The following is a 24,472-nucleotide window of genomic DNA, read 5'->3' as shown; positions in this document are numbered from 1 at the left end:
CACCGGGGTCGCTCGGACCCGGAGTTCCCGGTCCGGGTCGCCCTGACGGCGCGCTCGCGCGCGGGCCTCCCGCCGCCGGTTCACGGACGCGGCGGCGGGAGGCTTCGGTCAGGGGCGGCGGGTGCCGCTCGCGCGCAGGATGGCCTCGAAGCGGGAGGCGCAGTCCTCCAGGGCGAACTCCCGCTCGGCCAGGGCGCGGCTCTCCTTGCCCAGCCGCTCGGCGCGGGGCGGGTCGGACAACACCTCCCGGACCCAGGTGGCCGCGGCGTCCAGTGCGGACTCCCGCGGGGGGAAGACCGCCGACCCGGCCTGCCGGAGCAACCGCGCGGCGAGGTTGTCGGCGGGCATCAGGCCGAGCACCGGCCGTCCGGCGCACAGGTAGGACAGCGTCTTGGACGGGACCGAGAACTGCCCCGCCCCCGGGTCGAGCAGGACGACGAGGACGTCACCCGTGCCCAGCACCTCGGGCAGCCGCTCGTACGGCTGGAACGGCAGCAGGGTGAGGTCGACGCCCCGCGCCGCGGCGGCGTCCCGGAGGACGGGTACGGCAGGGCCGTCGTTGACGACGACGAGACGCACCGGGCTGCCCTGTTCGCGCAGTCGCTCGGCGAGCCGTACCAGCAGCTCCGGGTCGTGCTTCAGTCCGAGCGTGCCGGAGTACAGCACCGTCCGCACGCCGTCCAGACCGTGCTGTGCCGACCAGCCGTTGGCCCGTGCCACCGGGACGATCTCGTCGAGCGGCGCCCAGTTGGGGATGACGGTGACCTTGTCCGCGGTGCCCCACTCCTCGTGGACCCGTACGAACGAGTCGGCGATCACCACGACGGCCGCGGCCTGCCGCGCCGACCACTTCTCGCCCGCCCCGAACACCTTCGCCGCCAGGCCCATCGACCTGGCGACGTCGGCGGCGGCGAAGCTCTTCAGCGCCACCGCGGTCACGTCCTGGTGCCACAGCACCCAGGGGATGCGCAGCCGCTTCAGGACGGCCGCGGTCACCACCAGGACCGGGATCGGCAGGTTGGACAGCAGGGCCACGTCGGGTTTCTCGCGGTGGACCTGCCGGGCCAGTTCGAGCCCCAGCCGGGTCTCCTGGCCGAGCCGGCGGACGTAGGCCTCCTTGCGCAGCCTGACGCCGTCCCCGATGGTGGCGAAGCGCAGGCCCGCCGTGGACCCGGCGAGGTCGCCCTTGCCGGAGACGTAGGCCGTGCACGTCGAGTGGACGACCTGGTGCCCGCGGCGCGCCAGCTCCCGGCTCAGCTGGGCCTGGAACGGGTGGCCGCTGTAGTCGTGGACGAGGATCCTCATCGTGCCGCCTCCCCGCGACGCGTCCGGCGTCACTGGTGGGAGCGCTTGACCTGGTCGTAGACCCATGCGTAGGTCTGTTCCAGCCCGTCGGCCAGGGAGACCGACGGCTCCCAGCCGTAGATTTCGCGGATCAGGGTGTTGTCGGAGTTGCGCCCGCGCACGCCCTGGGGCGCGTCCAGCCGGTGGCTGCGCTCGCAGCGGATGCCGGCGATCCGCTCGACGACGTCGACGAGCTGGTTGATGGTCACCAGCTCCGAGGAGCCGAGGTTGACCGGTTCGCCGCTGTCCCCCTCCATGATCATCTGGGTGCCGTGGAGGCAGTCGTCGATGTACATGAAGGAGCGGGTCTGCAGGCCGTCGCCCCAGATCTCGATCCGGTGGTCGCCGGAGAGCACCGCCTCGGCCACCTTGCGGCACACCGCGGCGGGGGCCTTCTCCCGGCCGCCGGCCCAGGTGCCGTGGGGGCCGTAGACGTTGTGGTAGCGGGCGACGCGGGTGGTGAACCCGTAGTCCTCCGTGTAGTGGCGGCACATGCGCTCGGAGAAGAGCTTCTCCCAGCCGTAGCCGTCCTCGGGTTGCGCCGGGTAGGCGTCCTCCTCACGGAGCGCGGTGACGTCCGGGTCGGTCTGCCTGGCGGCGGCGTAGACGCAGGCGGAGGAGGAGTAGAAGTAGCGCTCCACCCCGGCCTCGTGGGCGGCCTGGAGCATGTGGGTGCTGGTCAGCACCGACATCATGCAGGCGGCCTTGTTGTTCTCGATGAAGCCCATGCCGCCCATGTCGGCGGCCAGCATGTACACGTGCCGCGCGTCCCGGACGCCCGCGCGCGCGTTCTCCAGGAGCGACAGGTCGGCGATCACGTTCTCCGCGGCGTCGTGGACCTGGTACCACTCGTGCCGGGGCTTGATGTCGATGGAGCGGACGGTCAGTCCCTGGGCCAGGAGGGAGCCCACGAGATGGCCTCCGATGAATCCCCCGCCACCGGCAACGACGACGTCGACCTGCTTGCCCATGGGCAACTCCTTTGTCCGAGAATCGGATGACCTGGTGCGATAAAGGAATGCACATTTGTCATGATTTGCTGTAAATGGCACGCCGACCTGTCCCCCGCGTCACCCGATGACGGCGCCGTGCGGACGGCCGCGCGCGGCTCCCGGATTCGCGCGCGCCTGTACGGCTTCATGAGGTACGGGCGTTATAACCCTGTTGATGAGCTTTCAGGGGAAATACCCGGCTGGTGAAGACCTTCGGTGGCGTGAGGCCCCCGTCCGCAGCGTGGCCGCGGTCTCCCTGTGGGCCGTGGCGCTGCTGGTCCTGCTGCCGGGGCTGGTCCTCCAGTCGGACGGCGCGCACCCGTCGGTCCCGCTCGCCGCCCAGGCTGTGGTGCTGGCACACACCGGCGTGGCCCTCGTCCGTGTGCTGACCGCGACGACGGTGCGGCTCACCGCCCTGGGTTTCTGGGTCTTCGCCTACGTCTGGCTCGGCCTCGCGCCCCTGGCACAGCTCGCCACCGACACGTACCCCTGGCCCTACCGGACCGGCCAGGGAACCGCCCTCACGGCCGTGGCCGTCGTCGAACTCGGGCTCCTCGCCCACAGTGCGGGAGCCGCCGTCGCCGCCCGCCGGGAGCGCACCCGTACGGCCGGACCCGCCGCCTGCCCACCGGGGCCGGTGGAACGGCTGCTGTCCCGCCGCCTCGCACCCTGGCGCCTGCTGTCGCTGTGCGGGCTCGCCCTCGTTCTGGCGGCGCTGCTCGTCCCCGGCCAGCCGGGCGGCGTCGGCGCCTACTTCACGAGCCGTCAGGCGCTGCGCGAGGCGGGCGTCGCCGACGGTTCGAACGACGCGTTCCTCGCGGCCGTGCGCAGCTGGTCCCTGTCCGTGCCCGCGTTCTGGGCGCTGCTGGGGCTGCTGCACGTACCGCGCGCGCCCGGCGGCGACCGTCTGCTGCGCGGTGTCCGCCGGCTGCTGCTGCCGCTGCTCCTCGCCCTCAACGTCGTCGTCAACAACCCCGTCAGCAAACCGCGGTTCTGGTTCGGCACGGTCCTGCTGACCCTGCTGTTCGCCGTGCCCCGGCTGAGCCGGCCCCGCGCCTTCCGCGTCATCGCCGCCACGCTCATGGCGACCGTGCTGCTGCTCTTCCCGTACAGCGACTACTTCCGCTACAGCGACCGGGAGCGGTTCGCCGTCGTCTCCCTGTCCGCGCAGTTCACCACCAACGGCGACTACGACGCCTTCCAGCAGGTGCAGACCGGCATCGACATGGCGCGGGACCGGGGGTTCTCACCACAGGACGCGCTGGGGCCCGTGCTGTTCCCGGTCCCGCGCTCGGTGTGGCCGGACAAGCCGGGGGACACCGGCATCACCCTGGCCCAGTACGCCGGCTACGACTTCCTCAACCTCTCCGCCCCCCTGTGGATCGAGAGCTACCTGTGGGCCGGCCCGCCCGCCGTGGCCGCCGTGTTCTTCCTGCTCGGCGCCGCCGGACGGCGCATGGACGACGTACGCCACCGGCTCCACGACCGGGCCGGCACCCTCGCCGCGTTCCTGGTCCCGGCGTTCGGCTTCTACCAGATCGTCTTCCTGCGCGGCAGCCTGCTGGGGATCGTCGGCCCGCTGACGCTGCTGGTGACCGTTCCGCTGCTCGTCACCACCCCCGCCGCCCGCGCGGCCCGGCTCGTCCCGTCGGCGCCGCCGACCGCACCCACCCGACCCGCACAGCTCCCCGGAACAGGAGGGCACCCGTGACCGGCCCCATCCACCTCTACGACCGGTACGACGAGCCGGACCAGCTACGCGACCAGCTGCGCCGGCTCCTGCGCCACCGTGCCGTCATCGCCCTCGGGATCGTCCTGGGGCTGCTCGGCGGTGCCGCCCTGGCCCTCTCCCGCGCCCACACCTACACCTCCACCAGCGAAGTCCTCGTACGCTCCACCGCCGACCCCTTCGGCACGGTCAGCGTGGCCGCCGACAACCAGGTCAGCATGGGCACCGAGCAGCAGATCGCCGCCAGCACCGCGGTCGCCGTCCGCGCGGCACGCCTCCTGGGCCAGGCCGACGGCAAGGCGAACGCGCTGGAGGACGCCCTGCGGATCACCAACCAGGCCAAGTCCCAGGTGCTGCGCTTCGAGTTCACCGCCCGCACCCCGGGGCGCGCGGCGCGCGGCGCCAACGCCTTCGCCGAGGCCTATCTGGCCGACCGCAAGGCCCGTAACCAGGCCGCCGCCCAGCGGGCCACCCAGGGCGTGGAGCAGCAGATCAAGACGGTGGAGGCCGCGCAGAAGCAGGAGACGGCGGACGACGACACCGCCAAGGCCCTGCAGAGCCAGCTGGACACCCTGCGCAAGCGCGTCGTCGACATCAACTCCCGCGACACCGACGGAGGCGACGTCGTCCGCCGCGGTGAGCCGCCCGCCCGGCCCTCGGTGCCCGGCTGGCCGGCCCTGCTCGCGCTCGGGCTGGCGGGCGGAGCGGCCCTCGGCATCCTGCTGGCCTGGCTGCGCTCCGCCCTGGACACCCGGGTCCGGTCGGCCGACGAGGTCCGGGCCGCGCTGCGCACCCCGGTGCTCGGTCTGCTGCCCCCCGGGCACGGCGAGGACGACGACCTGCTCGCGGTCGGCCGCCGGGGCGGTGACCGGGCCGAGACCCTGCGCGCCCTCGCCTACCGGCTGCGCGGCACCGGCCTGCGCGGCGGCACCGGCCGGCTCCTCGTCGTATCCCCCCGGCGCGGCGCCGCCACCGAGGAGGTCGCCGTGAACCTGGCCGCGGCCCTCGCGGAGTGCGGCGACGAGGTGCTGCTCGTGGACGCCGACCCCGGCACGGCCGCCCTCACGGCCCGGCTGCCGCTGCTGCCGGACGACGCCCGCACGTCCGGGGACGCCTCCTCGCTGCCCGACGGCAGCAGCCTCGTCGACGCCGGGAGCGCCGGGCGGTTCGCCTGCTGCGCCGGCGGCACCGCCTCGCCCGACCGCACGGGCGGGCCCGCCGCCGTCCACCGGCTGCCGGCCGGGTCCGGCTCCCGCACCACGGTCGTCGTCGCCCGGCCGCTCCTGGAGCACGCCGACGCCCTGGCCCTCGCGCAGCGCGTCGACGGCGTCCTGCTGGTCGCCGGTCTGGGCACCACCCGGCGCGACGACCTCAGGCGGGCGCACGAGCTGGTCGAGTGCTCCGGCGGGACCCTCCTCGGCACCGTGCTCGACGCCGCCCGCCGGCGCGGACGCCTGCATGCCGTGCTGCGCCGCGGCCCCGCGCGCCCGGAGGCGGAGACCGCCACCCCGGTCGTGGAGCTGCCGGCGCAGGACGACACGCTCTCGGTCTCCCGCGGATGACCGCCCCGGACGCGCCCGCCGCCCCCGCCGCCGGCAGCGTCGCCGCCGCCGCGCGGGGCGGGTGGTGGGGTGTGGCGGGTTCCGCGACGAACGCCGTCTTCGCCTTCGTCTTCGTCGGCCTGCTCACCCGCGCCCTCGGGGCGCAGGGCGCGGGCGCGGTCTTCACGGGCGTGGCCCTGTTCACCATCCTCAGCAACACCTGCAAGCTCGGCGCCGACAGCGGGCTCGTCCGGCTGGTCTCGCGGGACATCGCGGTGGGCGGCGGCCGCTCGGTGGGCGGCCTGCTGCGCGCGGCCGTCGTACCCGCGGCCGTGGCCAGTACGGCGGCCGCCCTGGTCCTCCTGCTGTGCCCGGCGGTGGCCACCACGCTGCTGCCGCACCTGCCGCCGGCCGACGCGGTCGCCCTCGTCCGGCTCTTCGGGCTGTTCCTGCCCGTCGCCACCGTCGGACTGGTCCTGCTCGGCGCCACCCAGGGCCATGGCACCGTGGTGCCGTTCGTCGGAGTGGAGCAGGTCGGCAAACCGGTGCTGCGCGTGCTGATCGCCGTACCGGTGGCCGCCTGTGTGCCGGGCCTGCTGCCGCTGGCCGCGGCCTGGCTGCTGCCCGCGCTGGCCGGCACCCTGACCGCCTGGCCCGCTCTGCGCCGCTGCCGCGCCCTGCGCGGCACCACGCGGCCGGCCGTGCGCGGGGCCGTTCCCTGGCGCGCCTTCTGGAGCTTCGCGGCACCCCGCGCGATCTCGTCCGTCTTCGACATCAGCGCGGTCTGGGTCGGGGTCATCCTGCTGTCCGCGCTGGCCACCGGCACCGAGGCGGGCGTCTACACCGCCATCGGCCGCGTCGTCACCGCGGGCACCCTGCTGCAACTGGCCGTGCGGCTCGCCGTGGCGCCCCAGATCAGCAGGCTGCTCGCCGTCGACCAGGTCGCCGAGGCGCGCCATCTGCACCGGGTCTCGACCTGCTGGATCGTGCTCTTCTCCTGGCCGCTGTTCGTCCTCGTCGCCGCCTTCCCGCGGACCGTGCTGTCGGTCTTCGGCCCGGAGTTCGTCCGCGGGGCGCCCGCCCTGGTCGTGCTGTGCCTGGCCTCGATGGTCAACGTGGCGGTCGGCAACGCCCAGACCGTGCTGCTGATGTCCGGCCGCAGCTCCTGGCACCTGGCCGTCACCGCGCTGGCGTTCACGGTGCAGTTGACGGTCGGCCTGCTCGCCGTGCCGCGGTGGGGCGTCGTCGGGGCCGCCGTGTCCTGGGGCGCGGCGATCGTGGTGGAGAACCTCTCGGCCGCGCTGCTCATCCGGCTGCGCCTCGGCTTCACGACCGTGGACCGGGGCTACACCACCGCCCTCGGGACCGGACTGGCCGTCTCGGTGGTGCTGGGCGCGGCGCGCGCACTGGGAGGTGACACCACGTCAGGACTCGCCGCCGGGATGACGTTGGGATTGTGTGCCTTTGGTACTACTTTGTGGTGGTATCGCAGGCCGCTGGGAGTGAGTGAGCTGGTCGGAGTCCTGCGCCGCCGCGCCGCATGAGCCCGGGCAAGGGTGTGCGGTCCGGGTGCGGCGGGCCCCGCGTCATTCCCCGCGTGTCGCCCACACCACTGCCATCCGGGGTGTCCTTTGCGCCTGAGAAACCTGCCGTCGAGGGCGGCCACCCGTGCTGTCGCCGCCACGCTCCTGTGCTCCGCCGCCCTGCTCCAGCCCGCTCCCGCCACGGCCGCCGGCGAACCCAGGTCGTCCTTCACCGCCGATCCGCTGACCACGTGGCAGACGAACGGCATCGTCTGGTCGCTGGCCTCCGCGCACGGTGTCGTCTACGTCGGGGGAACCTTCGACGCGGTGCGGCCGCCCGGCGCCGCGCCGGGCGAACGGGAGGTCCCGCGCCGCAACTTCGCCGCGTTCGACGCGGTGACCGGCGCCCTGCTGCCGTGCGCGCCGTCGTTCACCGGGGGCGAGGGAACCGTCCGCGCGCTCAGGACCTCGCCGGACGGCCGGGTGCTGTACGTGGGCGGCTCCTTCAGCCATGTCGGGTCCACCGGCGTGGCCAGCGCCGTCGCCCTGGACACGGCCGACTGCTCCCTGCGCGGAGACTTCCGCCCGGCGGTGTCCGCGACCGTCCGGGCGATCGACGTCACCGACCGGACGGTCTACCTCGGCGGTGACTTCGGGCAGGTCGACGGCCGGACCCGCAAGCGCGTCGCCGCCCTCACCCCCGAGGGCGGCCTGCGCCCGTTCCGGGCCGACGTGGACGCTCCGGTGCGCGCGCTGTCGGTGGCGCCCTCGCACGAGAAGATCTACGCGGGCGGTGACTTCGAGTGGGTCAACGGCCGGCGGGCCCACTCGCTGGTCGCCCTGAACGCCAGCAGCGGGGCGACCGAGCGCACCTTCCCGGACTGGCTGCCGCCCCGGTCGTCGGTGAAGTCGATCTCCCAGGACGGCAGCCGGTTCTACGTGGGTGCCGAGGGCCACGGCGAGGGCGTCTTCGACGGCCGTATCGCGGGCCGGCTCGACAACGACCGGATGGTGTGGAAGGACACCTGCCACGGCGCCACCCAGGCCGTCCTGCCCTACCGGGGTGTCCTGTACAGCGCCTCGCACGCGCACGACTGCCATGAGACTCCGGGCGGGTTCCCCGAGCGGCACGACCGGCAGCACCTGCTGGCCCAGTCGCCCGCCGACAGCAGGATCCTGCACTGGTTCCCCGACACCGACGAGGGGACGGGGGAACAGATCGGACCCCGGGCGCTGACGGTCGCCCGGGGCGTCCTCTGGGTGGGCGGCGAGTTCACCAAGGTCAACGGCGAGCCCCAGCAGGCCCTCACCCGTTTCGGGGCCGGCCCCGACACCGGGGCGCCGGACGTGCCCGCGCTCTCGCTCGCCGCCCGGCGCCCCGGACAGGTCACCCTGCGCTGGAAGGCCTCGTGGGACCGGGACGACGCGTCGCTCACCTACCGGCTCTACCGGGACGGCCGGCTGGTCTCCCGGCAGCAGCAGTCGTCCGCCTACTGGAACCGCCCGCTGATGAGCTACACCGACTCCGTGGGCGCCGGCACCCGCCACGAGTACCGGATCGAGGTGACGGACGGCACGAACACCTCGCGCAAGTCGCCGCCGTTGCAGGTGTCCGTGCCCGTGGGGGCGGGGGGTGACACGGCCAAGTGACCCGCATCGGATTCGCGCCCGGCGTCTACGACCTGTTCCACATCGGGCACCTCAACATCCTGCGCGAGGCGCGCCGGCACTGTGACCGCCTGGTCGCCGGGGTCACCTCGGACGACCTCGTGGTCCGCCTCAAGGGCAGACCGCCGGTCGTCCCGCTCCCCGAGCGCCTGGAGATCGTCGGCAGCCTGCGCTGCGTCGACGTGGCCGTCGTCGAGTCGGAGGAGGACAAATTGGAGACGTGGAAGCGGGTCGGCTTCCACGTCATCTTCAAGGGCGACGACTGGCGCGGAACGCCCAAGTGGAACGAGCTGGAGCGGCGTTTCGCGAAGGTCGGCGTCCAAGTCGCCTACTTCCCCTACACCCTGCACACCTCCAGCACCCTCCTGCGCGGCGCGCTGGAACTGCTCTCCCGGAGCGAGCCGCCGGAGATCCCCTCAGCGCAGCTCGCGGAACCACTTGACCAGGAAGGCGGCCATGAACAGGAGGTGGGCCAGCAGCAGGGTGCAGTAGACGGAAAGGAAGACGTGCTGGCTGCCCAGGAATAGGAAGCTGAGGCAGGTCACGCCGTAGTCGACGGGCAGGAGCAGCAGGGACCGCAGCGCCGGCGCGGGCTCCGCCGGCGCCGGGGCCGCCGTCCGCCGCTTGAGCTGCTCGGTCAGGATGCCGGCGAAGAAGATCACCACGGCCGCCAGCTCGAACAGCATCGGGGCCAGCAGGAAGGCGGGGTCGGGCAGCGAGAAGAACCGGTAGAACGACACCAGGACGACCAGGTGCACCGTGACCAGCTTGACGCAGTCCAGCACATGGTCCAGCCACTCGCCGGACGGGCTCCCGGAACGCTGTGTGCGGGCGAGCTGCCCGTCCGCCGCGTCGAGGGCGAACCCGACGGCCAGGGCCGCGCAGACGCAGACCGACAGCCCCGGACCGGGGCGCACCAGGGCCACGGCGGCCAGGGCCGGAAAGGTGAACAGGGCGCCGAGCACCGTCAGCTGATTGGGGGTCGCGCCGACCCGGTAGGCCAGGGCCGCCAGGACGCGGCCGGCCGGACGGTTGACGAACAGGGTGTAGACCGACACCCCCCTGGCGGGCTTCTGTGCCGCCGACATGTGCCTGAGCACCTCGATGAACCCGGTCATTCAGCTCCTTATTGCCTGGAAAGAAGGGGATTATGACAGAAGGGGATGGATCGATGTCCCGTGTCAGCCGTCGGCGGCTTCTGCGTGGCGGCGCCTCGGTGCTGGCCGCGACGGCCCTGTCGACCCGCGCCGCCTCCGCCGCCCCGCGCCCCTCCGCCGACGACACCGTGGTCAACGTGGTCGACCTGGGCGCGGTGGGCGACGGGCGGACCGACGACACCGAGGCGTTCGAGATCGCCTACACGTTCGCCGCCGCACGGGTCACCGAGGGCGTCGGGCGCGTGGTGATCGAGATCCCCGCCGGCGAGTTCCTGATCACCCGTCCGCACGCGCTGCTCAACGGTGTCGCCCCGCCGCGGCCCGCGAGCGGCCTGCGGTTCTCCGGCGCGGGCAGGCGCATGACGAGTCTCGTCTTCCGCCCCGGCACCGGCCCCGGCTCCTGCCTCTGCCGCAACCAGGACGTGTGGTCCAACCTCTCCTTCGAGCGCATGCGGTTCCGGTCGGCCACCCCGGGCGCCTCCTTCTTCGACTCGTACTCGACCGGACAGGCGCAGGACTACCGGTTCTCCGAGTGCGAGTGGATGGGGGAATGGGAGTACGGGCTCGTCCTGAGCGGCACGGACACCAACTCGGAGATGCGGTGGGAGGCGTGCCGGGTCGGCGGCCGCTACCGCCGGGCCTTCTTGTACTCGGGGCTGACGCGGAACGGGCAGCAGGAGCCGAACGACCAGGACCAGTTCCTCAACTACTGGTTCACCGACATGAAGGTCGAGTACGAGTGGGGCAACTTCCTGGAGTTCCCCTACGGCGGCTCCATCGCCTGCCGGGGCGGCTCGTACATCATCACGGACAGGCGCCCGCAGAGCACCCCGGAGTACGGCACCACCAGCACGTTCTTCCGCTTCCCGGTGGCCCGGCACCACGACTCCGTGCAGCGGTTCCACGCCCAGGACATCCGTTTCGAGGTGCGCAACCCCGACGTGGTCGTCATCGACTGCGCGTGGAACGGCGGCACGGTCCACTTCGACGACTGCGACGACACCGGTCTCGCCTTCAAGGACTTCTCCGCCGAAGTCCGCCCGCACCGCTACACCGTGGGCCCGCGCGGGCCGCTGATCCGCTACGACTCCTGCCAGCTGGTGGGCCGCCACGAGTACCGGCCGGCCGCCGCGCCGGACACCCTCCCGGTCCTCGCCCGCTACGACATGTGCCTGCTCCGCAGCCACACGGCACACGACTTCGCGGTCGCCGGCGGCACGGGGCAGGTGCCCTTCGTGCGGTTCGTGGACTGCGTCGACGCGGGCGGGACGGCCGGCTCGCCCGTGTCCACCCCGTCCACCCCGCCCGGCCCGGCCGCCCCGCCCCCGTGCCTGGCGCCGGGCCCGAGCCCGAGCTCCAGCCCGAGTTCCAGCCCGAGCCCCGCGTCGGCGCCCGAGCCGGGTCCCGCCACGGCCCCCTCGCCGCAGCCGGCGACGGCCCCCGAACCCGCTCCCGCGACGGCTCCCGGCACCCCCGGCACCCCGACGCCGTACGACACCGCTCAGGCGGGCTGCTCCTCCCCGCAGCAGGACCCCCTCTGACCCGGTGTACTCCGTCCGCGCCCATCCGGGCAGCGGTGGGTCACCCGAGGGAGGGACTTCACGGCGCCGGTCACCGGCGGCGGACGTGCCAGCGCGCAAGCTCACTGGTATCCGCACTCCCGACGCCGGGAAACGCCCGTCAGCACGACGGGCCGGTCCCGGTGGCCATTCGCTCCAGGGGGCGCCTGAAACTCCGGAAGGAAGTCGTTGCCACGCTCCGGCCCACGCCCTGCCCACCGGGTCCGCCGCGGTGCGGCGCAGCGATGAGCACCCCCCTCGTATCGCAGTCGACCGCCTCGTTCCGTCCGGGACCACGCGGTCGCGCCACGACATGAAAGGCATCAGGATGTCACGCTTGGCGCATGCGGCGCTGCATCGGGTCCGTCCGGGCATGGCCGCGCTCACCGCTGTCGCCGCCGTCACCGCACTCGGCGTGTCCGGGGCGCCCGCGACGGCCGGGGAAGGCCCCGCCGGCCCGCGCGCGGGTGGCGCACCGTCGGGGATCAGCAAGCTCACGGGCGAACTGACCACGCCCTGGGGGATCTCGTTCCTCCGGGGCCGCGACGCGGCGCTGGTGACGGAACGCGACACCGCCGAGGTCTGGAAGGTCGCCCTGGACGGCGCCAAGAAGAAGGTCGGCTCGGTCCCGAACGCGGTGTGGCACAAGCAGACGCAGGACAAGGGCGGTCTGCTGGGTGTCGCCACGTCCCCGACCTGGAACGGGACCACCGACAAGGACGTCTTCTTCATGGAGACCACGGCCACGGACAACCGTGTGGTCAAGATGAGGTTCGACGGCACCAGGCTGAGCCACTACACCCCCATCCTGACCGGCATCGTCCGGGACACCCAGCACAACGGCGGGCAGATCGCCTTCGGGCCCGACGGATACCTGTACGTCGCCACCGGTGACGCCCAGAAGAGCCGGCTGGCGCAGGACAAGAAGTCGCTCAACGGCAAGATCCTGCGGATCACCAGGAACGGTGCCGCGGCCCCCGGCAACCCGTTCGGGACGCGCGTCTACAGCTACGGTCACCGCAACCCCCAGGGGCTGGCCTGGGACCGCGCCGGCCGGCTGTGGTCGACCGAGATCGGCGCGGACGCCTGGGACGAGCTCAACCTCGTCAAGCCGGGCCGGAACTACGGCTGGCCCACCTGCGAGGGTGCCTGCCGCGCCGGGGGGATGACGAACCCGAAGATGGTCTGGAAGCCCGAAGAGGGAGGTGTGCCCGCCCAGATCGCGATCGTCAACAACGTGATCTACGCCTCCACGCTGAGCGGCCACCGGCTGTGGCGGGTGCCGATCGACTCCACCGGCCAGGACGTCGGACGGGCGACGGCCTACTACAAGAACGCCTACGGCCGGTTGCGGGCCCTGGTCAAGGTCCCCGGCGCGGACCAGCTGTGGATGGGCACCAGCGACCGCGGCACCGACAAGGACCTGATCCTCAAGGTGACCATCAAGTAGTGACGGCCCACTGACGGCCCACTGAAGGCTCCCTCCCGCCCGGGGAGGGCAACACCCCCTCGCAGAAAGGAAGGTAAGCACCATGACCGAAGCCGTCGAGCAGGTCGAGCAGCCCGCCCGCACGACCGAGGAGATCGACCGGACCGCCTGGCAGACCCCCGGATACGTGGTCGTCGACACCGCGCTGGAGGTCACCGCCTACTCCCTCAGCGTCCGCTAACCGCCGGCATGCTGCTGCAGGTTCTCGGTACCGCGGCCGGCGGCGGCATCCCCCAGTGGAACTGCGCGTGCCCCGGGTGCTCCGGGGCACGCGCCCACCCCGGGCGGCGCCGCCGACACGCCTCGCTGGCCGTCCGCGCCGACGAGGGCCGCTGGTACCTCGTCAACGCGACCCCCGACATCGGCGACCAGATCGAGGCCCACCCGGTCCTCCACCCCGGGCCCCGGCCCCGGCAGACGCCGGTCGCCGGAGTCGTGCTCACCGACGCCGAACTCGACCACACGCTGGGGATCGGACGGCTGCGCGAGGCGGACCGCCTGGAGATCCTCGCCACCGCCCCGGTCCGCGAGGCCGTCGAGGGCCGGCTGCGCCTCGGCCCGGTCCTCGCCCCGTACACCGATCTGACCTGGCGGGAGCTGCGCTGCCGGGGGGCACAGCCGCTGCACGCCGACACGGGCCTCCCGGCCGGATCCGGCCTGCGGATCAGCGCCGTACCCGTCTCCGGCAAGCGCCCCCGCTACGCCGCCGACGCCCCCGGTGACGACGCCTGGGTCGTCGCGCTGCGCCTGTACGACCCCGTCACCGGCGGCACCGCCCTGTACGCGCCGGCCGTGGCCGCCTGGTCCGACGAGCTGCACCGCGCCGCCGCCGAGGCCGACTGCGTCATCGTCGACGGCACCTTCTGGGACGACGAGGAGCCGCGCCGCACCGGCATCTCCCCCCGCACCGCGACGGGCATGGGGCACCTGCCCATCGACGGACCGGGCGGCACCGCCGGCATCCTCGCCACGCTGTCCGCCCGCTGCCTCTACACCCACCTCAACAACACGAACCCCCTCGTCGACCCCGCCGCGCCGCAGCACAAGCGGCTCGCCCGGCTGGGCCTCGGGGTGGCCGAAGACGGAATGGTGATCGAGCTGTGACCACGACACTCGCCCCGCCGGTGAAGCCCTGGAGCCGCGCCGAGTTCGAGGACCGCCTGCGCGCGGTGGGCCAGGACCGCTACCACGACCGCCATCCCTTCAACGTCCGCATGCACGAGGGCGACCTCAGTCCGGACGAGGTGCGCTGCTGGATCACCAACCGCTTCCACTACCAGCGCCACATCCCGGTCAAGGACGCGCTGATCATCGCGAAGCTGGACTCGTCGCGGCTGCGGCGCATGTGGCTGCGGCGGATCGAGGACCACGACGGACGCGGCGAGGGCGAGGGCGGCATCGAGCGCTGGCTGCGGCTCGGCGAGGCGGCCGGCGTGGACCGCGAGGTCCTGCTGTCGGGCGGGACCGTGCTGCCGGGCGTCCGGCTGGCCGTGGAGGGCTACGTCACCTTCTGCCGCCTGCGCTCCACCCTGGAGGCCGTCGCCGCCTCGCTCACCGAGCTGACCGCTCCCGGTCTGATGCGCCGGCGCATCGAGGCGTTCGAGCGCCACTATCCCTGGATCGCGCCGGACGGGCTCGCCTACTTCCGCGCCCGCGTCGACCAGGGCCGGCGCGACAGTGCCGAGGCGCTGGACCTCGTGCTGGAGTGGGCCCGGACCCGCGAGGAGCAGGAGAAGGCCGTGGCCGCGCTCTCCTTCAAGTGCGATGTGCTGTGGTCCCTGCTCGACGCCGTACAGCAGTACGCGGGCATGCCGGGGCAGGGCGAGCGGGCGCACGGCCGGGACAGCGCGCTGGAGCGGGTGTGATGCCGCGGACCGCGGAGCAGTGGTGCCCGGCGCTCGCCCCCGCGCTGATGCTGCGGCACGACGCCGTGCGCGGCACGGACCTGCTGGTCCTGCCGGAACGCGTGGTCGTCCTCGAAGGGCACGGCGGGACGGTCGTCGGCCTGTGCGACGGCACCCGCACCGTGCCGGGGATCGTCGGCGAGCTGGCCGAGCGCTTCCCCGGAGCGCCGGTGGCCGCCACCGTCCCCGCCTTCCTCGACAGCCTGCGGCAGGAGGGCTGGCTGACGTGACCGCCCCCGTGAACCCCGCGTCCGGCGTGGCGCCCGCGCCGCCCTGGGCCCTGCTCGCCGAGCTCACCCACGCCTGCCCGCTGCACTGCCCGTACTGCTCCAACCCGCTGGAACTGGCCCGCCGTTCCGCCGAGTTGAGCACCGACGAGTGGTCGGACGTCCTGCGTCAGGCCGGTGAGCTGGGCGTCGTGCACACACACCTGTCCGGCGGTGAGCCGCTGCTGCGCCCGGACCTGGAGCGGATCGTCGCCGCCGCCGAGGCCGCCGGGATCTACACGCAGCTGGTGACGAGCGGGACCGGGCTGGACGAGGCCCGGCTGGCCGCCCTCACCGGGGCCGGGCTGCGCAGCGTCCAGCTGTCCGTCCAGCACGCCGACGCGGGGGCCAACGACCGCATCGCCGGGCGCCCCGCCTCCTTCGCCGCGAAGGAACGGGCCGCGGCGCTCGTGCGCCGGGCCGGGGTGCCGCTCGGCCTGAACGTGGTGCTGCACCGCGACAACCTCGACGCCGTCGACGCCGTCATCGGGCTCGGCCTGGCCTGGGGCGCGGACCGCATCGAGCTGGCCAACGCGCAGTTCTACGGCTGGGGCCTGCTCAACCGGGCCGCGCTGCTGCCCACCCGCGACCAGCTGGCCCGCGCCCGGGAGACCGTGGAACGCCGCCGGGAGGAACTCGCCGGCCGGATCGACCTGGTGTGGGTCGTCCCCGACTACTTCGACGGCGTGGCCAAGCCCTGCATGGGCGGCTGGGGGGCGGTCTCGCTCACCGTCGCGCCGGACGGGACCGTGCTGCCCTGCCCGGCGGCCGCCTCCCTGCCGGACCTCGACCCGCCCAACGTCCGCGACCACCGGCTCGCCTGGATCTGGGAGCGGTCCCCGGCGTTCGACCGCTTCCGCGGCACCGACTGGATGACGGGCCCCTGCCGGGGCTGCCCCCGTCAGGAGGAGGACTTCGGCGGCTGCCGCTGCCAGGCGTTCGCCCTCACCGGCGACGCCGCGCGCACCGACCCGGCGTGCGCGCTCTCCCCCGACCACCACCTCGTCCGGGACCCGGCCGACGCCGACCGGACCGAGGCACCGCCGTACGTCTACCGCCGGCCCGGAGCGGTCCCCGCACCGGCTCCGGCCCCGGCCCCGGCACCCGCCGCCGTCACCGCCGACGGACCGAAGGGCGGGAACCAGGGCCGCTGATGAAGGGGTGGTGACGCGGGTGGCCACCGGGCGCCCTCGCCGCCCCGGCCGTCGGCCGGGGCGGCGACTGGCGTCACTTCGCCAGGAAGGCGAGCAGCGCGGTGTTGACCTCCTCCGCGTGGGTCCACAGCAGACCGTGCGGGGCGCCCTCGATCTCCACGTAGTCGGCGGACGGCAGGGCCTTGTGGAAGGGCCGGGCGGTGCCCTCGACGGGCAGGATCCGGTCGCCGGTGCCGTGCAGGATCAGGGCCGGCACGCCGATGGCCGGGATGTCGGCGCGGAAGTCGGTGTACCAGGTGGACGGCGCGGCGGCGGCGGCGAAGAACCCGCCGCTCGCGGCGACGTTCCAGCTGTTGCGCACGGCCTCCTCGCTGATCCGGGTGCCGAGGTTCTCGTCCAGGTTGTAGAAGTCCTTGTAGAAGTCCGTGTAGTAGGCGTAGCGGTCCGCCTTGACGGCCGCGACGACACCGTCGAAGAACTCCTTCGGGGCGACCCCGTCGGGGTTGTCGTCGCTCTTGAGCAGGCAGGGCTCCAGCGAGGCCAGGAAGGCGACCTTGGCGACCCGGGCGGAGCCGTAGGCGGACACGTACCGGGCGACCTCGCCCGTGCCCATGGAGAAGCCGACCAGAACGGCGTCCCGCAGATCGAGCGTCTCCATCACGGTGTTCAGATCGGCCGCGAAGGTGTCGTAGTCGTACCCGGTCGTGGGCTGGCTGGACTGCCCGAAGCCGCGGCGGTCGTAGGTGATCACGCGGTAGCCGGCGTCCAGCAGCACGGCGCTCTGCCGCTCCCAGGAATGGCCGTCGAGCGGGAAGCCGTGGATGAGGACGACGGGCTGCCCGCTGCCGTGGTCCTCGTAATACAGGTCGATGGTGGTGGAGTTCTCCTGGCCCACGGTGATGTACGGCACGGTCTCATGTCCTTCGCTGGGAGTGGCTTGTGCGGTCATGCTAGGGCGGCGGACGCCGCCGTCTGTTGTCGGCGAGCGCACTGCTTCTTGTCTGTCAGTGCCAGGACGCGCGGTGTTCTCGGCGGCACCTCCGCCTCCGCGACGGGCCGTACAACCCTGTGGGCGGGTTGTGAGTCTTCTGTTCGATCACATGGTGATCGGAGCAACGAGGAGACCATCATCAACGCCATACGCAAGACCCTGACCGCCACCGCCGTCGTCGGTGCCGTCCTCGCGGGTTCCGCCGCCTGCGGAACGGTGGAGCAGCTGTCCGCCGGCAGGAAGCTCGACCGGGCCTTCGAGGAACTGGGCAAGAAGAACAGGCTCTCCTTCGAGCTCGACGTCGACGCCGACGCCGCGACCCTGAAGGCGCTGGACGCCAAGTCCGACCCCGCGCCCGGTGAGGAGATCCCGGACGAGGCCGCCGAGCTGATCAGCGGCGCGAAGATCACGGTGACCGTGGAGTCGAAGAAGCCGCTCGCCGAGTCCGGCGAGAAGGACCTCGTCGGCACGGCCATGAAGGTCAGCACCCCGGACGGCGACCTCGCCGAGTACCGGGTGATCGGCGACTACACCTACATCCGCGCCGACATGGACGCCATGGGCAAGGTGTCGGGCAGCCCCGTTCCGTCCGCGGACGACCTGCCGCCGGGGGCCGGGCCGTTCAAGGCCGTCCTCGAGGGCAAGTGGGTGAAGTTCAGCACCAAGGAGATGGACAAGGCCGCCGCCGAGGGCGGGGAGGGCGACGGCGGCCCCGCGCCCGCGCCGTCCCTGGACGCCAGGACGCAGAAGAAGCTGGTGCAGGCGCTGCGCGAGGTCGTCGCCCGTGAGGTGCGCTTCAAGACGGCCGGCGGCGGGGACGGCACCGAGCACGTCACCGCGACGGCGCCCTTCCGCACGCTGGTCACCGAACTGTTCGGCGAGCTGCGGCCGCTGGCGAAGGACCTGCCGCCGGGCATGGAGCTGCCGACGGACAAGGACCTGAAGGACGCGCCCAACGCCAGGGTGACGGCGGACTTCACCCTCAGGCACGGCGAGTTGTCCCAGGTGGACGTGGACCTCGCCAAGCTGGCCGGGACCGCCAAGGTCAAGAAGCTGGGCCTGACGCTGCGGCTGGGCGAGGGCACCAGGCCGACCGCTCCGGCCGGTGCCACCAAGCTGGACCTGGGCGACCTGATGAGCGGCTTCCTCGGCGGCCCGCCGGTCGACGCCGCCGGCATCGACACGAGCGGTCTCGACCAGGACTTCCCGGGCGAGGACTTCTGACAGGAGGACCCCTGTCGGGCGGTCGGCCCGACAGGGGTCCTCGGCGGATCGGCGCGTGTCAGCCGTCAGGCTGCCGGCGGCCGGACCGTCAGCCGTCGGACTCCGCCGACGGGATGTAGGCGCCGGGCACGTCGTTCGGGGCGTAGATCTTCTTCTCGCCGGGGTACGGGCGCGCCCAGTTGTGGGTCTGGTACCAGGTGAGGTGGTTCATCTGGGCCGGGTTGGCGTAGTCGGGGACGGCGTGCGGGCCGGTCAGGTGCTGCTTGGCCTTCCAGGCGTCCCACGCGGCGGCGAGGGACTCCTTGCCGGCCGGCACCTTCGCCGACGGCACGGCCGCGGCCTTGGGGTCCTGGGCGGCGGGGGTGTCCACGCCGCAGGCCGGCGGGGTCTTCAACCCGTCGGTCAGCGAGGTGCGGTTGGGCAGGGCGGTGAACGGCGTGTAGTCGGGCTTGTGGGTGAACGCGCCCCGCATCGGGGTCGCCGCGCTGTCCTTCTGGTTCATCGGGTGGATCCCGAGGATCTGCTCGATGGTGCGGATCATCGTGATCTGCGAGTAGTAGTGGCTGTCGACGGTGCCGTGCTGGGCCCAGGGGCTGATGATCTGGACCGGGGCGCGGTGGCCGTCGACGTGGTCCAGGCCGGCCTGGGAGTCGTCCTCGACGACGAAGATCGCCGAGTCCTTCCAGTACTTGCTGTGCGAGATCTTGTCGATGATCTTGCCGGTGGCCAGGTCGTTGTCGGCGACCTGGGCGGCCGGGCTCGCCGGACCACCGGTGTGGTCGCTGGAGAGCCAGAACATGTTCAGGTTCGCCGGGCCGTTCTTCTCGAAGTCCTGCTTCCAGATCTGGTACCGGTACAGGTCCGGGACGCTGGTGTCGAACTTCGGGAAGCCGGGCACCGAGACGCTGTTGAGCGACGGGATCGGCGAGGACGAGTTCAGCGGGTAGGCGGTGGCCTGCCCGGTGGCGTCCATGTTCTTGGCGTCGCAGTACAGGTTCTGCCAGCTGGCGCCGGACGGCTTCGTCAGGAACTGCTGGAACTCGCCGAAGTTCCGCACGGACTTGCCGGCCGCCTGCGCGCCCGACCACAGGAAGCCGGTCTTCTGGTGGCCGAGTGCGTCGTCCTCGGTGTCGTAACTGCGCTTGTACTCGCCGGCCGAGGACTCGGTGTACTCGGGGTTGTCGGCCTGCATGAGCCAGTTGTGGCCCTCGGCGGAGTTGGTGCCGATGTCGTAGGTGTTGTCGTACAGCCCGAACTGCTCCGCCAGCGCGTGCTGGTTGGGGGTGACGTTCTCGCCGAACTGTGTCAGCGACGGGTCGCCGTTGCCCTCGGGGACGTCACCGAGGACCTGGTCGTAGGTGCGGTTCTCCTTGACGATCAGGAAGACGTGCTTGATCGTCGACGGGTCGCCGATCCGCGTCGGGACCGGCTGCGCCTTGCCGTTGCCGTTGCCGTGGCCCTTGGCCAGCCGCACGGAGTCGGCGGTCCAGCCGTTCTGCTGGAAGACCTTGGCGGTCTGGGAGCGGATGACACGGTCGCTGGGCAGGGTGAACTGCGTCAGGCTGGAGGTCGTGTCATGGGTGCCGTGGCCGGCGGCGGCGGGGCGGCGCGCGTCGATGCCGCGGGTGTTGGAGACGACGACCTTCTTGCCCACGGTGGTGATCTCGGCGGGGAAGTAGTCCGTCGGCAGGAGGCCGACGTAGCTGACCGGCTCCTGCGGGGAGGTGTAGCGGTAGACGGCGACGGCGTTGGCGCGGCCGAGCGTCACCAGCAGCCGGCCGTCGTCGGTGAGGGTCACCGCGTCGGGCTCGTAGCCGACCGAGGCCTCCGGCCACGGCTGGGTGGAGATGGTCTGGACGACCTTGTCCTTGGCCGTGCTGATGACCGACACGTTGTTGTCGGCGGTGTTGGTGACGAACACCGCGCCGCGCTGGGCGTACACGGCGGTCGGGTGCAGGCCGACGTCGATGGTGCCGACGGCGGCGGACGGGTCGGCCAGGTCGATGACGCTGACGGTGCCGGTGGTGGTGGCGCCGGTCTTGGGGTCGGCCGGCACCTGGGTGCCGTAGGAGTTGAGCGTGGACTCGCCGGCCTTCGCGGGCCGGCCGCCCTCGTTGCTGACGTAGAGCTTGTCGCCGACCCGGGCCATGCCGCGCGGGGCGTTGCCCACCGTCCAGCTCTGCTTGACGGTGCCGGTCGCCGCGTCGATCGCGACCACCCGGTTCTGGCCGTTGACCGCGGCGTACACGGTGGAGCCGTCGGCCGAGAAGACGGCCGCGGCGGCCAGGGCCTGCTTGCTGCCGTCGGCCGGGATCTTGACGGCCACCGGGTTGGCGAGGGTGCCGTCCGGGTTCACGGTGAACTTGGTGTAGCCGTCGAGCTGGCCCAGCCACAGCTGCTTGCCGTCGGGCGAGTACGTCGGTCCTTCCTGGCCGACGGCGTTGCTGCTGATGCGCAGGTCGTCGGCGGCGTTGGTGCCGACGCGCTGCTTGATCTGCCCGGTCGCGAGGTCCACGACGACCAGCGAGGCGTCGCCGTCGGTGACCGAGGCGACGAGGTGGCCGCCGTCCGGGCTGACCGTCGACGACATGATCTTGCCGTCGTCGATGACGAGGCGGTCGCCGTACGGGTCGATGTACTGGTCGGCGGAGACGACCTGGCCCTTGTCGGTGACCTGGCCGACCTGCTCGGTGCCGAACTGGCGGGTCTGGGCGACGGCGGTGCCGGTGGCCAGGGCGGCCGTGGTGATGCACGCCGTGACCAGGGTGGCCCGGCGGCTGACACGTCTGCCCAGCAGGTCGTAGTACTTCTTCTCGGCCTGCCGGCGGCGGCGTGTTATCTGCATGCGTCATTCCTCGGGATTCGGGGCGGAGTTGGGGGGTGGCCGGGAAGGGAAAGTTCAGGGGGTCCGGGAGTCCGGGGAGGCGGAGAGCAGGTCGACGTCGCCGTCGAACTGCCACAGCGGGTTCGGTGCGTCTCCGGTGGAGGTGCGCACCACGAAGTAGCCGTTGACTTCCTTCGGTCCGTCGCCGTCGGCGACGAACCGCCCGTCCGCCGTGATGTCGAGCTGGTAGACGGCCGACCCGGTGGCCGCGACGCCCGGCAGGTGCCAGGAGACGACGCACCGCCAGTCGTTGCCCGGGCCCTGCGCGCCGTCCTGGACACCGGCCTTGGTGCACGCCGCCGAGGTCCTCAACTGCGCCTCGGTGACGGCGGGCCGGTGGAGCTGGTCGGTCTGCAGGCGGTACAGGTGGGCGAACTCCGTGGCGAGCGAGCGCTCCACCTTGGCCTGCTCGATCCCGGAGCCCGTGGCCGTGGTCGTCGCCGCCACGACCGCGACGGTCACGCCGAGCAGCGCCGCGAGCGGCAGGGCCGCCGTGGTGACCGCGCGGCGCGCCGAGCCGTCGTCGGTGGGGTTGGTGAAGTCGCGCCGCAGGAAGAGGACATAGGCCAGCGCCGTCGCCGTCACGGCCCACAGGAGACTGACAACGATGCCGATCAGGAGCGGGGTGAGCTGCGCCGGGCCGGTGAACAGGCCGTTCCAGGTGAGGAAGGCGTCGCCGGGCAGGGCGAGGCGCAGGGCGACGGGGAGCGGCAGCATCTGGGCGAGCTGCATCGCGAGCGCGACGAGCGCGGGCAGCAGCAGACCCATCGGGGAGCGCCCCAGGACGACCGAGCCGAGCAGCCCGATCCCGGCGAGGGCCAGGGTCGGGGCGAGCACAGCGGCCCAGGCGGCCAGGACGGTGCCGGCGGCGTCCCCCGGCGTGAGCAGGTGGCCGTCGAGGCCGACGAGCGGCTGGTTGCCGACCGCGACCAGCCCGCCGGCCGTGCTGGAGACGGCCAGTCCGGCCACGAGCAGCAGGATGACGGTGAGGCCGGCCAGTGCCTTCGCCGCGAAGATCCGCCGGGGCGAGCGGACGGCGACGAGGAGGTGGCGCCAGGTGCCGAGCCGGTCCTCGGAGGCGAACACGTCGCCGGCGACGACGGAGGTGAGCAGGGGGAGCGCCCAGGTGCCGGCGAAGCCGAGCGTCACGAGCGGGCCGGCCCATCCGGTGGCGTGCATCCAGCGGCCGAAGAGGGTGTCCGTGGGCAGCGTGCTCTGCCCGCTCACCCCGGCGACGAAGAGCGCCGGCACGATCCAGCAGGCGAGGAGCAGCAGGCGGACGCGCCACTGGGAGAGGAGTTTGACGACTTCGAAGCGGTAGCTCCGGGCAACTGTGACGCGGCCTGATGCGGTGGTGTGCGCGAGGGGTACGGCGGTGGGGGCCGGGGCCGGGGGTGTGGCGGGCGTCGGGGATGTGGTCGCGGTGGGGGTCGGCGTTGCGGTCATCGACCGGTCTCCTGCTGCTGGGCGACGGACTTCTCGGGGGCGTCCTGCTGCGGAGGCTCGACGCCGTCCGACTGGCGGGCGGCGGCACGGTCCCGCCGGCGGGGGGCGGCATCATCCCGTTGCGGGGGCTCGGCGCCGTCCAACTGCGAGGGCTCGGCGCCGTCCAACTGCTGGGCGTCGACGCCGTCCCGTTGCCGGGCTTCGGCACCGTCCCGCTGCCGGGCCTCGGCACCACCCCGTTGCCGGGCGTTAGCGGCATCCCGCTGCGGAGTCTCGACGCCGTCCCGCTGGCGGGCGGCGGCATCCCGTTGCCCGGCGTCGGCGCCATCCCGCTGCGGGCTCTCGACGCCCTCCACCTCCTGGGCCTCGGCACCGCCCCGCTGGCGGGCGTTAGCGGCATCCCGCTGCGGAGTCTCGACGCCGTCCCGCTGGCGGGCGGCGGCGGCACCCCGTGGCCCGGCGTCGGCGCCATCCCGCTGCGGGCCCTCGACGCCCGCCACCTCCTTGGCTTCGGCACCGCCCCGCCGCCAGCCGACGGAGTCATCCCGCTGCCAGGCGCCGGAGTCGCCCCGTTGTCCGCCGGCGGGTTCCGTCAGGGACAGGAACGCCGCCTCCAACGGGGAAACCAGCGGCGCGAGTTCGCGCAGGGCGATGCCCTCGTGGACGAGCCGCGCCACCAGCTCGTCGAGGGCGGGCACCAGCGCGCTGAGCACCAGCGCCTCGTCTCCCCGGCGTCCCGCGGCGTCGTCGGCCAGGCGGATGCCGGGCGCGCCGGCGGCCAGCCGGCGTGCGCGCTCCGGGTCGGACGTGACCAGCCGGTAGTCGAGTTCACCGTTCTCGGCGGCCAGTTCGCCCAGCGGCCCGGAGAAGACGACGCGTCCGGTGGCGAGGATGGTGACCTCGGAGCACAGGGCCTCCAGGTCGTCCATCCGGTGGCTGGAGAGCACGACGCTCGTGCCCTCCCGGCCGAGCCGGGCGAGGACACCGTGGACGTGTTTCTTCCCGGCCGGGTCCAGGCCGTTGGAGGGCTCGTCCAGGATGAGCAGCCGCGGCCGGGTGAGCAGGGCCGCGGCGAGGCCGAGCCGTTGCCGCATGCCCAGGGAGAAGCCGCGGGTGCGCTCGTCGGCGACGTCCGTGAGTCCGACCTGTGCGAGGGCGTCGTCGATCCCCGCGGACCGCGTGTCGTCGCCGCGCAGGGCGGCGAGCGCGGCGAGGTTCTGCCGGGCGGTGAGCGAGGGGTACAGCCCCGGCCCGTCCACGAACCCGGAGACACCGCCGGGGGCTTCGAACGCGCGGCCCACCGGCGTGCCGAGGATCTCCAGGCTGCCGCTGTCGGCCACGGCGAGGCCGAGGAGGAGGCCGAGCAGCGTCGTCTTGCCGGCACCGTTGGGGCCGACCAGGCCGTGGATCTGCCCCCGCGGCACCTCCAGATCCACGCCGTCGAGCGCGACGACCTCACCGAAACACTTGGTGATGCCGCGCGCCCGGATCGCGAGCTGTGCGTCCATGAGCCCCTTCTTTCGGAAAGCCTCATGGACCCTAGGAAGCTCACACGACACCGACAGCGATCCCCGGTTGAACGCTCAGGGAACGGAAAACCA

Annotated in this window: 18 protein-coding genes and 2 pseudogenes; 13 read left to right on the top strand and 7 right to left on the bottom strand. The window is 72.9% G+C overall.

What is annotated here, in order from left to right:
* Positions 1-108: 108 nt before the first annotated feature.
* The gene (locus tag AB0947_RS30380) at positions 109-1,305 is read right to left on the bottom strand and encodes a glycosyltransferase family 4 protein (RefSeq protein ID WP_366753554.1); all 1,197 of its coding nucleotides are present in this window, start codon (positions 1,303-1,305) and stop codon (positions 109-111) included.
* 29 nt (positions 1,306-1,334) lie between these two features.
* Positions 1,335-2,315, bottom strand: a complete 981-nt coding sequence (locus AB0947_RS30375) for an NAD-dependent epimerase/dehydratase family protein (RefSeq protein ID WP_366753553.1) — start codon at positions 2,313-2,315, stop codon at positions 1,335-1,337.
* 262 nt (positions 2,316-2,577) lie between these two features.
* Between AB0947_RS30375 and AB0947_RS30370 the strand changes: the two genes are divergently transcribed.
* The 5 genes and pseudogenes from AB0947_RS30370 to AB0947_RS30350 all read left to right on the top strand — a co-directional run.
* On the top strand, positions 2,578-4,047 hold the full coding sequence (locus AB0947_RS30370; RefSeq protein WP_366753552.1) for a hypothetical protein: 1,470 nt from the start codon (positions 2,578-2,580) through the stop codon (positions 4,045-4,047).
* Complete coding sequence (locus AB0947_RS30365) at positions 4,044-5,627, top strand: hypothetical protein (RefSeq protein ID WP_366753551.1); 1,584 nt, start codon at positions 4,044-4,046, stop codon at positions 5,625-5,627. Before AB0947_RS30370 ends, AB0947_RS30365 begins: the two co-directional genes overlap by 4 nt.
* A complete protein-coding gene (locus tag AB0947_RS30360) occupies positions 5,624-7,150 on the top strand; it encodes an oligosaccharide flippase family protein (protein ID WP_366753550.1) in 1,527 nt (508 codons plus the stop codon). Before AB0947_RS30365 ends, AB0947_RS30360 begins: the two co-directional genes overlap by 4 nt.
* A gap of 87 nt (positions 7,151-7,237) precedes the next feature.
* Entirely contained in the window at positions 7,238-8,779 is a 1,542-nt protein-coding gene (locus tag AB0947_RS30355; protein ID WP_366753549.1) for a fibronectin type III domain-containing protein, read from the top strand.
* Positions 8,776-9,189, top strand: a pseudogene (locus AB0947_RS30350) (adenylyltransferase/cytidyltransferase family protein); the annotation flags it as partial. The gene AB0947_RS30355 and the pseudogene AB0947_RS30350, both read left to right, overlap by 4 nt.
* A 24-nt stretch (positions 9,190-9,213) precedes the next feature.
* Here the strand turns inward: AB0947_RS30350 and AB0947_RS30345 are convergent.
* A complete protein-coding gene (locus AB0947_RS30345; protein ID WP_366753548.1) occupies positions 9,214-9,915 on the bottom strand; it encodes a CDP-alcohol phosphatidyltransferase family protein in 702 nt (233 codons plus the stop codon).
* A 53-nt stretch (positions 9,916-9,968) separates the two neighbouring features.
* Between AB0947_RS30345 and AB0947_RS30340 the strand changes: the two genes are divergently transcribed.
* The 7 genes from AB0947_RS30340 to pqqE all read left to right on the top strand — a co-directional run bounded on the left by AB0947_RS30340 (position 9,969) and on the right by pqqE (position 16,326).
* Positions 9,969-11,495, top strand: coding sequence for a glycosyl hydrolase family 28-related protein (locus AB0947_RS30340; RefSeq protein WP_366753547.1), 1,527 nt, complete (start codon positions 9,969-9,971; stop codon positions 11,493-11,495).
* Between the two features lie 391 nt (positions 11,496-11,886).
* Positions 11,887-12,963 carry a PQQ-dependent sugar dehydrogenase gene (locus AB0947_RS30335; protein ID WP_366753546.1) on the top strand — a complete coding sequence of 359 codons (1,077 nt, stop codon included), beginning with the start codon at positions 11,887-11,889 and terminating at the stop codon, positions 12,961-12,963.
* 82 nt (positions 12,964-13,045) lie between these two features.
* Positions 13,046-13,183 carry a pyrroloquinoline quinone precursor peptide PqqA gene (gene pqqA / locus AB0947_RS30330; protein ID WP_014669248.1) on the top strand — a complete coding sequence of 46 codons (138 nt, stop codon included), beginning with the start codon at positions 13,046-13,048 and terminating at the stop codon, positions 13,181-13,183.
* An 8-nt stretch (positions 13,184-13,191) separates the two neighbouring features.
* Positions 13,192-14,106, top strand: a complete 915-nt coding sequence (pqqB, locus tag AB0947_RS30325; protein ID WP_366753545.1) for a pyrroloquinoline quinone biosynthesis protein PqqB — start codon at positions 13,192-13,194, stop codon at positions 14,104-14,106.
* Complete coding sequence (gene pqqC / locus AB0947_RS30320; protein ID WP_366753544.1) at positions 14,103-14,867, top strand: pyrroloquinoline-quinone synthase PqqC; 765 nt, start codon at positions 14,103-14,105, stop codon at positions 14,865-14,867. Before pqqB ends, pqqC begins: the two co-directional genes overlap by 4 nt.
* Positions 14,867-15,136: a pyrroloquinoline quinone biosynthesis peptide chaperone PqqD gene (gene pqqD, locus AB0947_RS30315; RefSeq protein ID WP_366753543.1), complete on the top strand. Its 270-nt coding sequence runs from the start codon at positions 14,867-14,869 to the stop codon at positions 15,134-15,136. The genes pqqC and pqqD overlap by 1 nt, the downstream gene beginning before the upstream one ends.
* Positions 15,133-16,326: a pyrroloquinoline quinone biosynthesis protein PqqE gene (gene pqqE / locus AB0947_RS30310; protein WP_366753542.1), complete on the top strand. Its 1,194-nt coding sequence runs from the start codon at positions 15,133-15,135 to the stop codon at positions 16,324-16,326. The genes pqqD and pqqE overlap by 4 nt, the downstream gene beginning before the upstream one ends.
* 73 nt (positions 16,327-16,399) lie before the next feature.
* Here pqqE and AB0947_RS30305 read toward each other — a convergent pair whose 3' ends face one another.
* Positions 16,400-17,236, bottom strand: coding sequence for an alpha/beta hydrolase (locus tag AB0947_RS30305; RefSeq protein WP_366753541.1), 837 nt, complete (start codon positions 17,234-17,236; stop codon positions 16,400-16,402).
* Between the two features lie 297 nt (positions 17,237-17,533).
* On the opposite strand from AB0947_RS30305, the gene AB0947_RS30300 reads away from it, so the two are divergent.
* A complete protein-coding gene (locus AB0947_RS30300; protein ID WP_366753540.1) occupies positions 17,534-18,541 on the top strand; it encodes a hypothetical protein in 1,008 nt (335 codons plus the stop codon).
* 88 nt (positions 18,542-18,629) lie between these two features.
* On the opposite strand, the gene AB0947_RS30295 is transcribed toward AB0947_RS30300, so the two are convergent.
* The 3 genes and pseudogenes from AB0947_RS30295 to AB0947_RS30285 form a co-directional block, all read right to left on the bottom strand.
* A complete protein-coding gene (locus AB0947_RS30295; RefSeq protein WP_366753539.1) occupies positions 18,630-21,386 on the bottom strand; it encodes a bifunctional YncE family protein/alkaline phosphatase family protein in 2,757 nt (918 codons plus the stop codon).
* A 54-nt stretch (positions 21,387-21,440) separates the two neighbouring features.
* Complete coding sequence (locus AB0947_RS30290) at positions 21,441-22,871, bottom strand: ABC transporter permease (protein ID WP_366753538.1); 1,431 nt, start codon at positions 22,869-22,871, stop codon at positions 21,441-21,443.
* Positions 22,872-23,458: 587 nt separating this feature from the next.
* Positions 23,459-24,379 (bottom strand): annotated as a pseudogene (locus AB0947_RS30285) (ABC transporter ATP-binding protein); the annotation flags it as partial.
* Positions 24,380-24,472 lie beyond the last annotated feature (93 nt).

The sequence above is a fragment of the Streptomyces sp. NPDC047841 genome (assembly GCF_040704085.1).
GTDB lineage: Bacteria > Actinomycetota > Actinomycetes > Streptomycetales > Streptomycetaceae > Streptomyces > Streptomyces argyrophylli.
The sequence above is the reverse complement of the archived record's forward strand: the minus strand, read 5'-3'. Positions and strand labels throughout refer to the sequence as shown.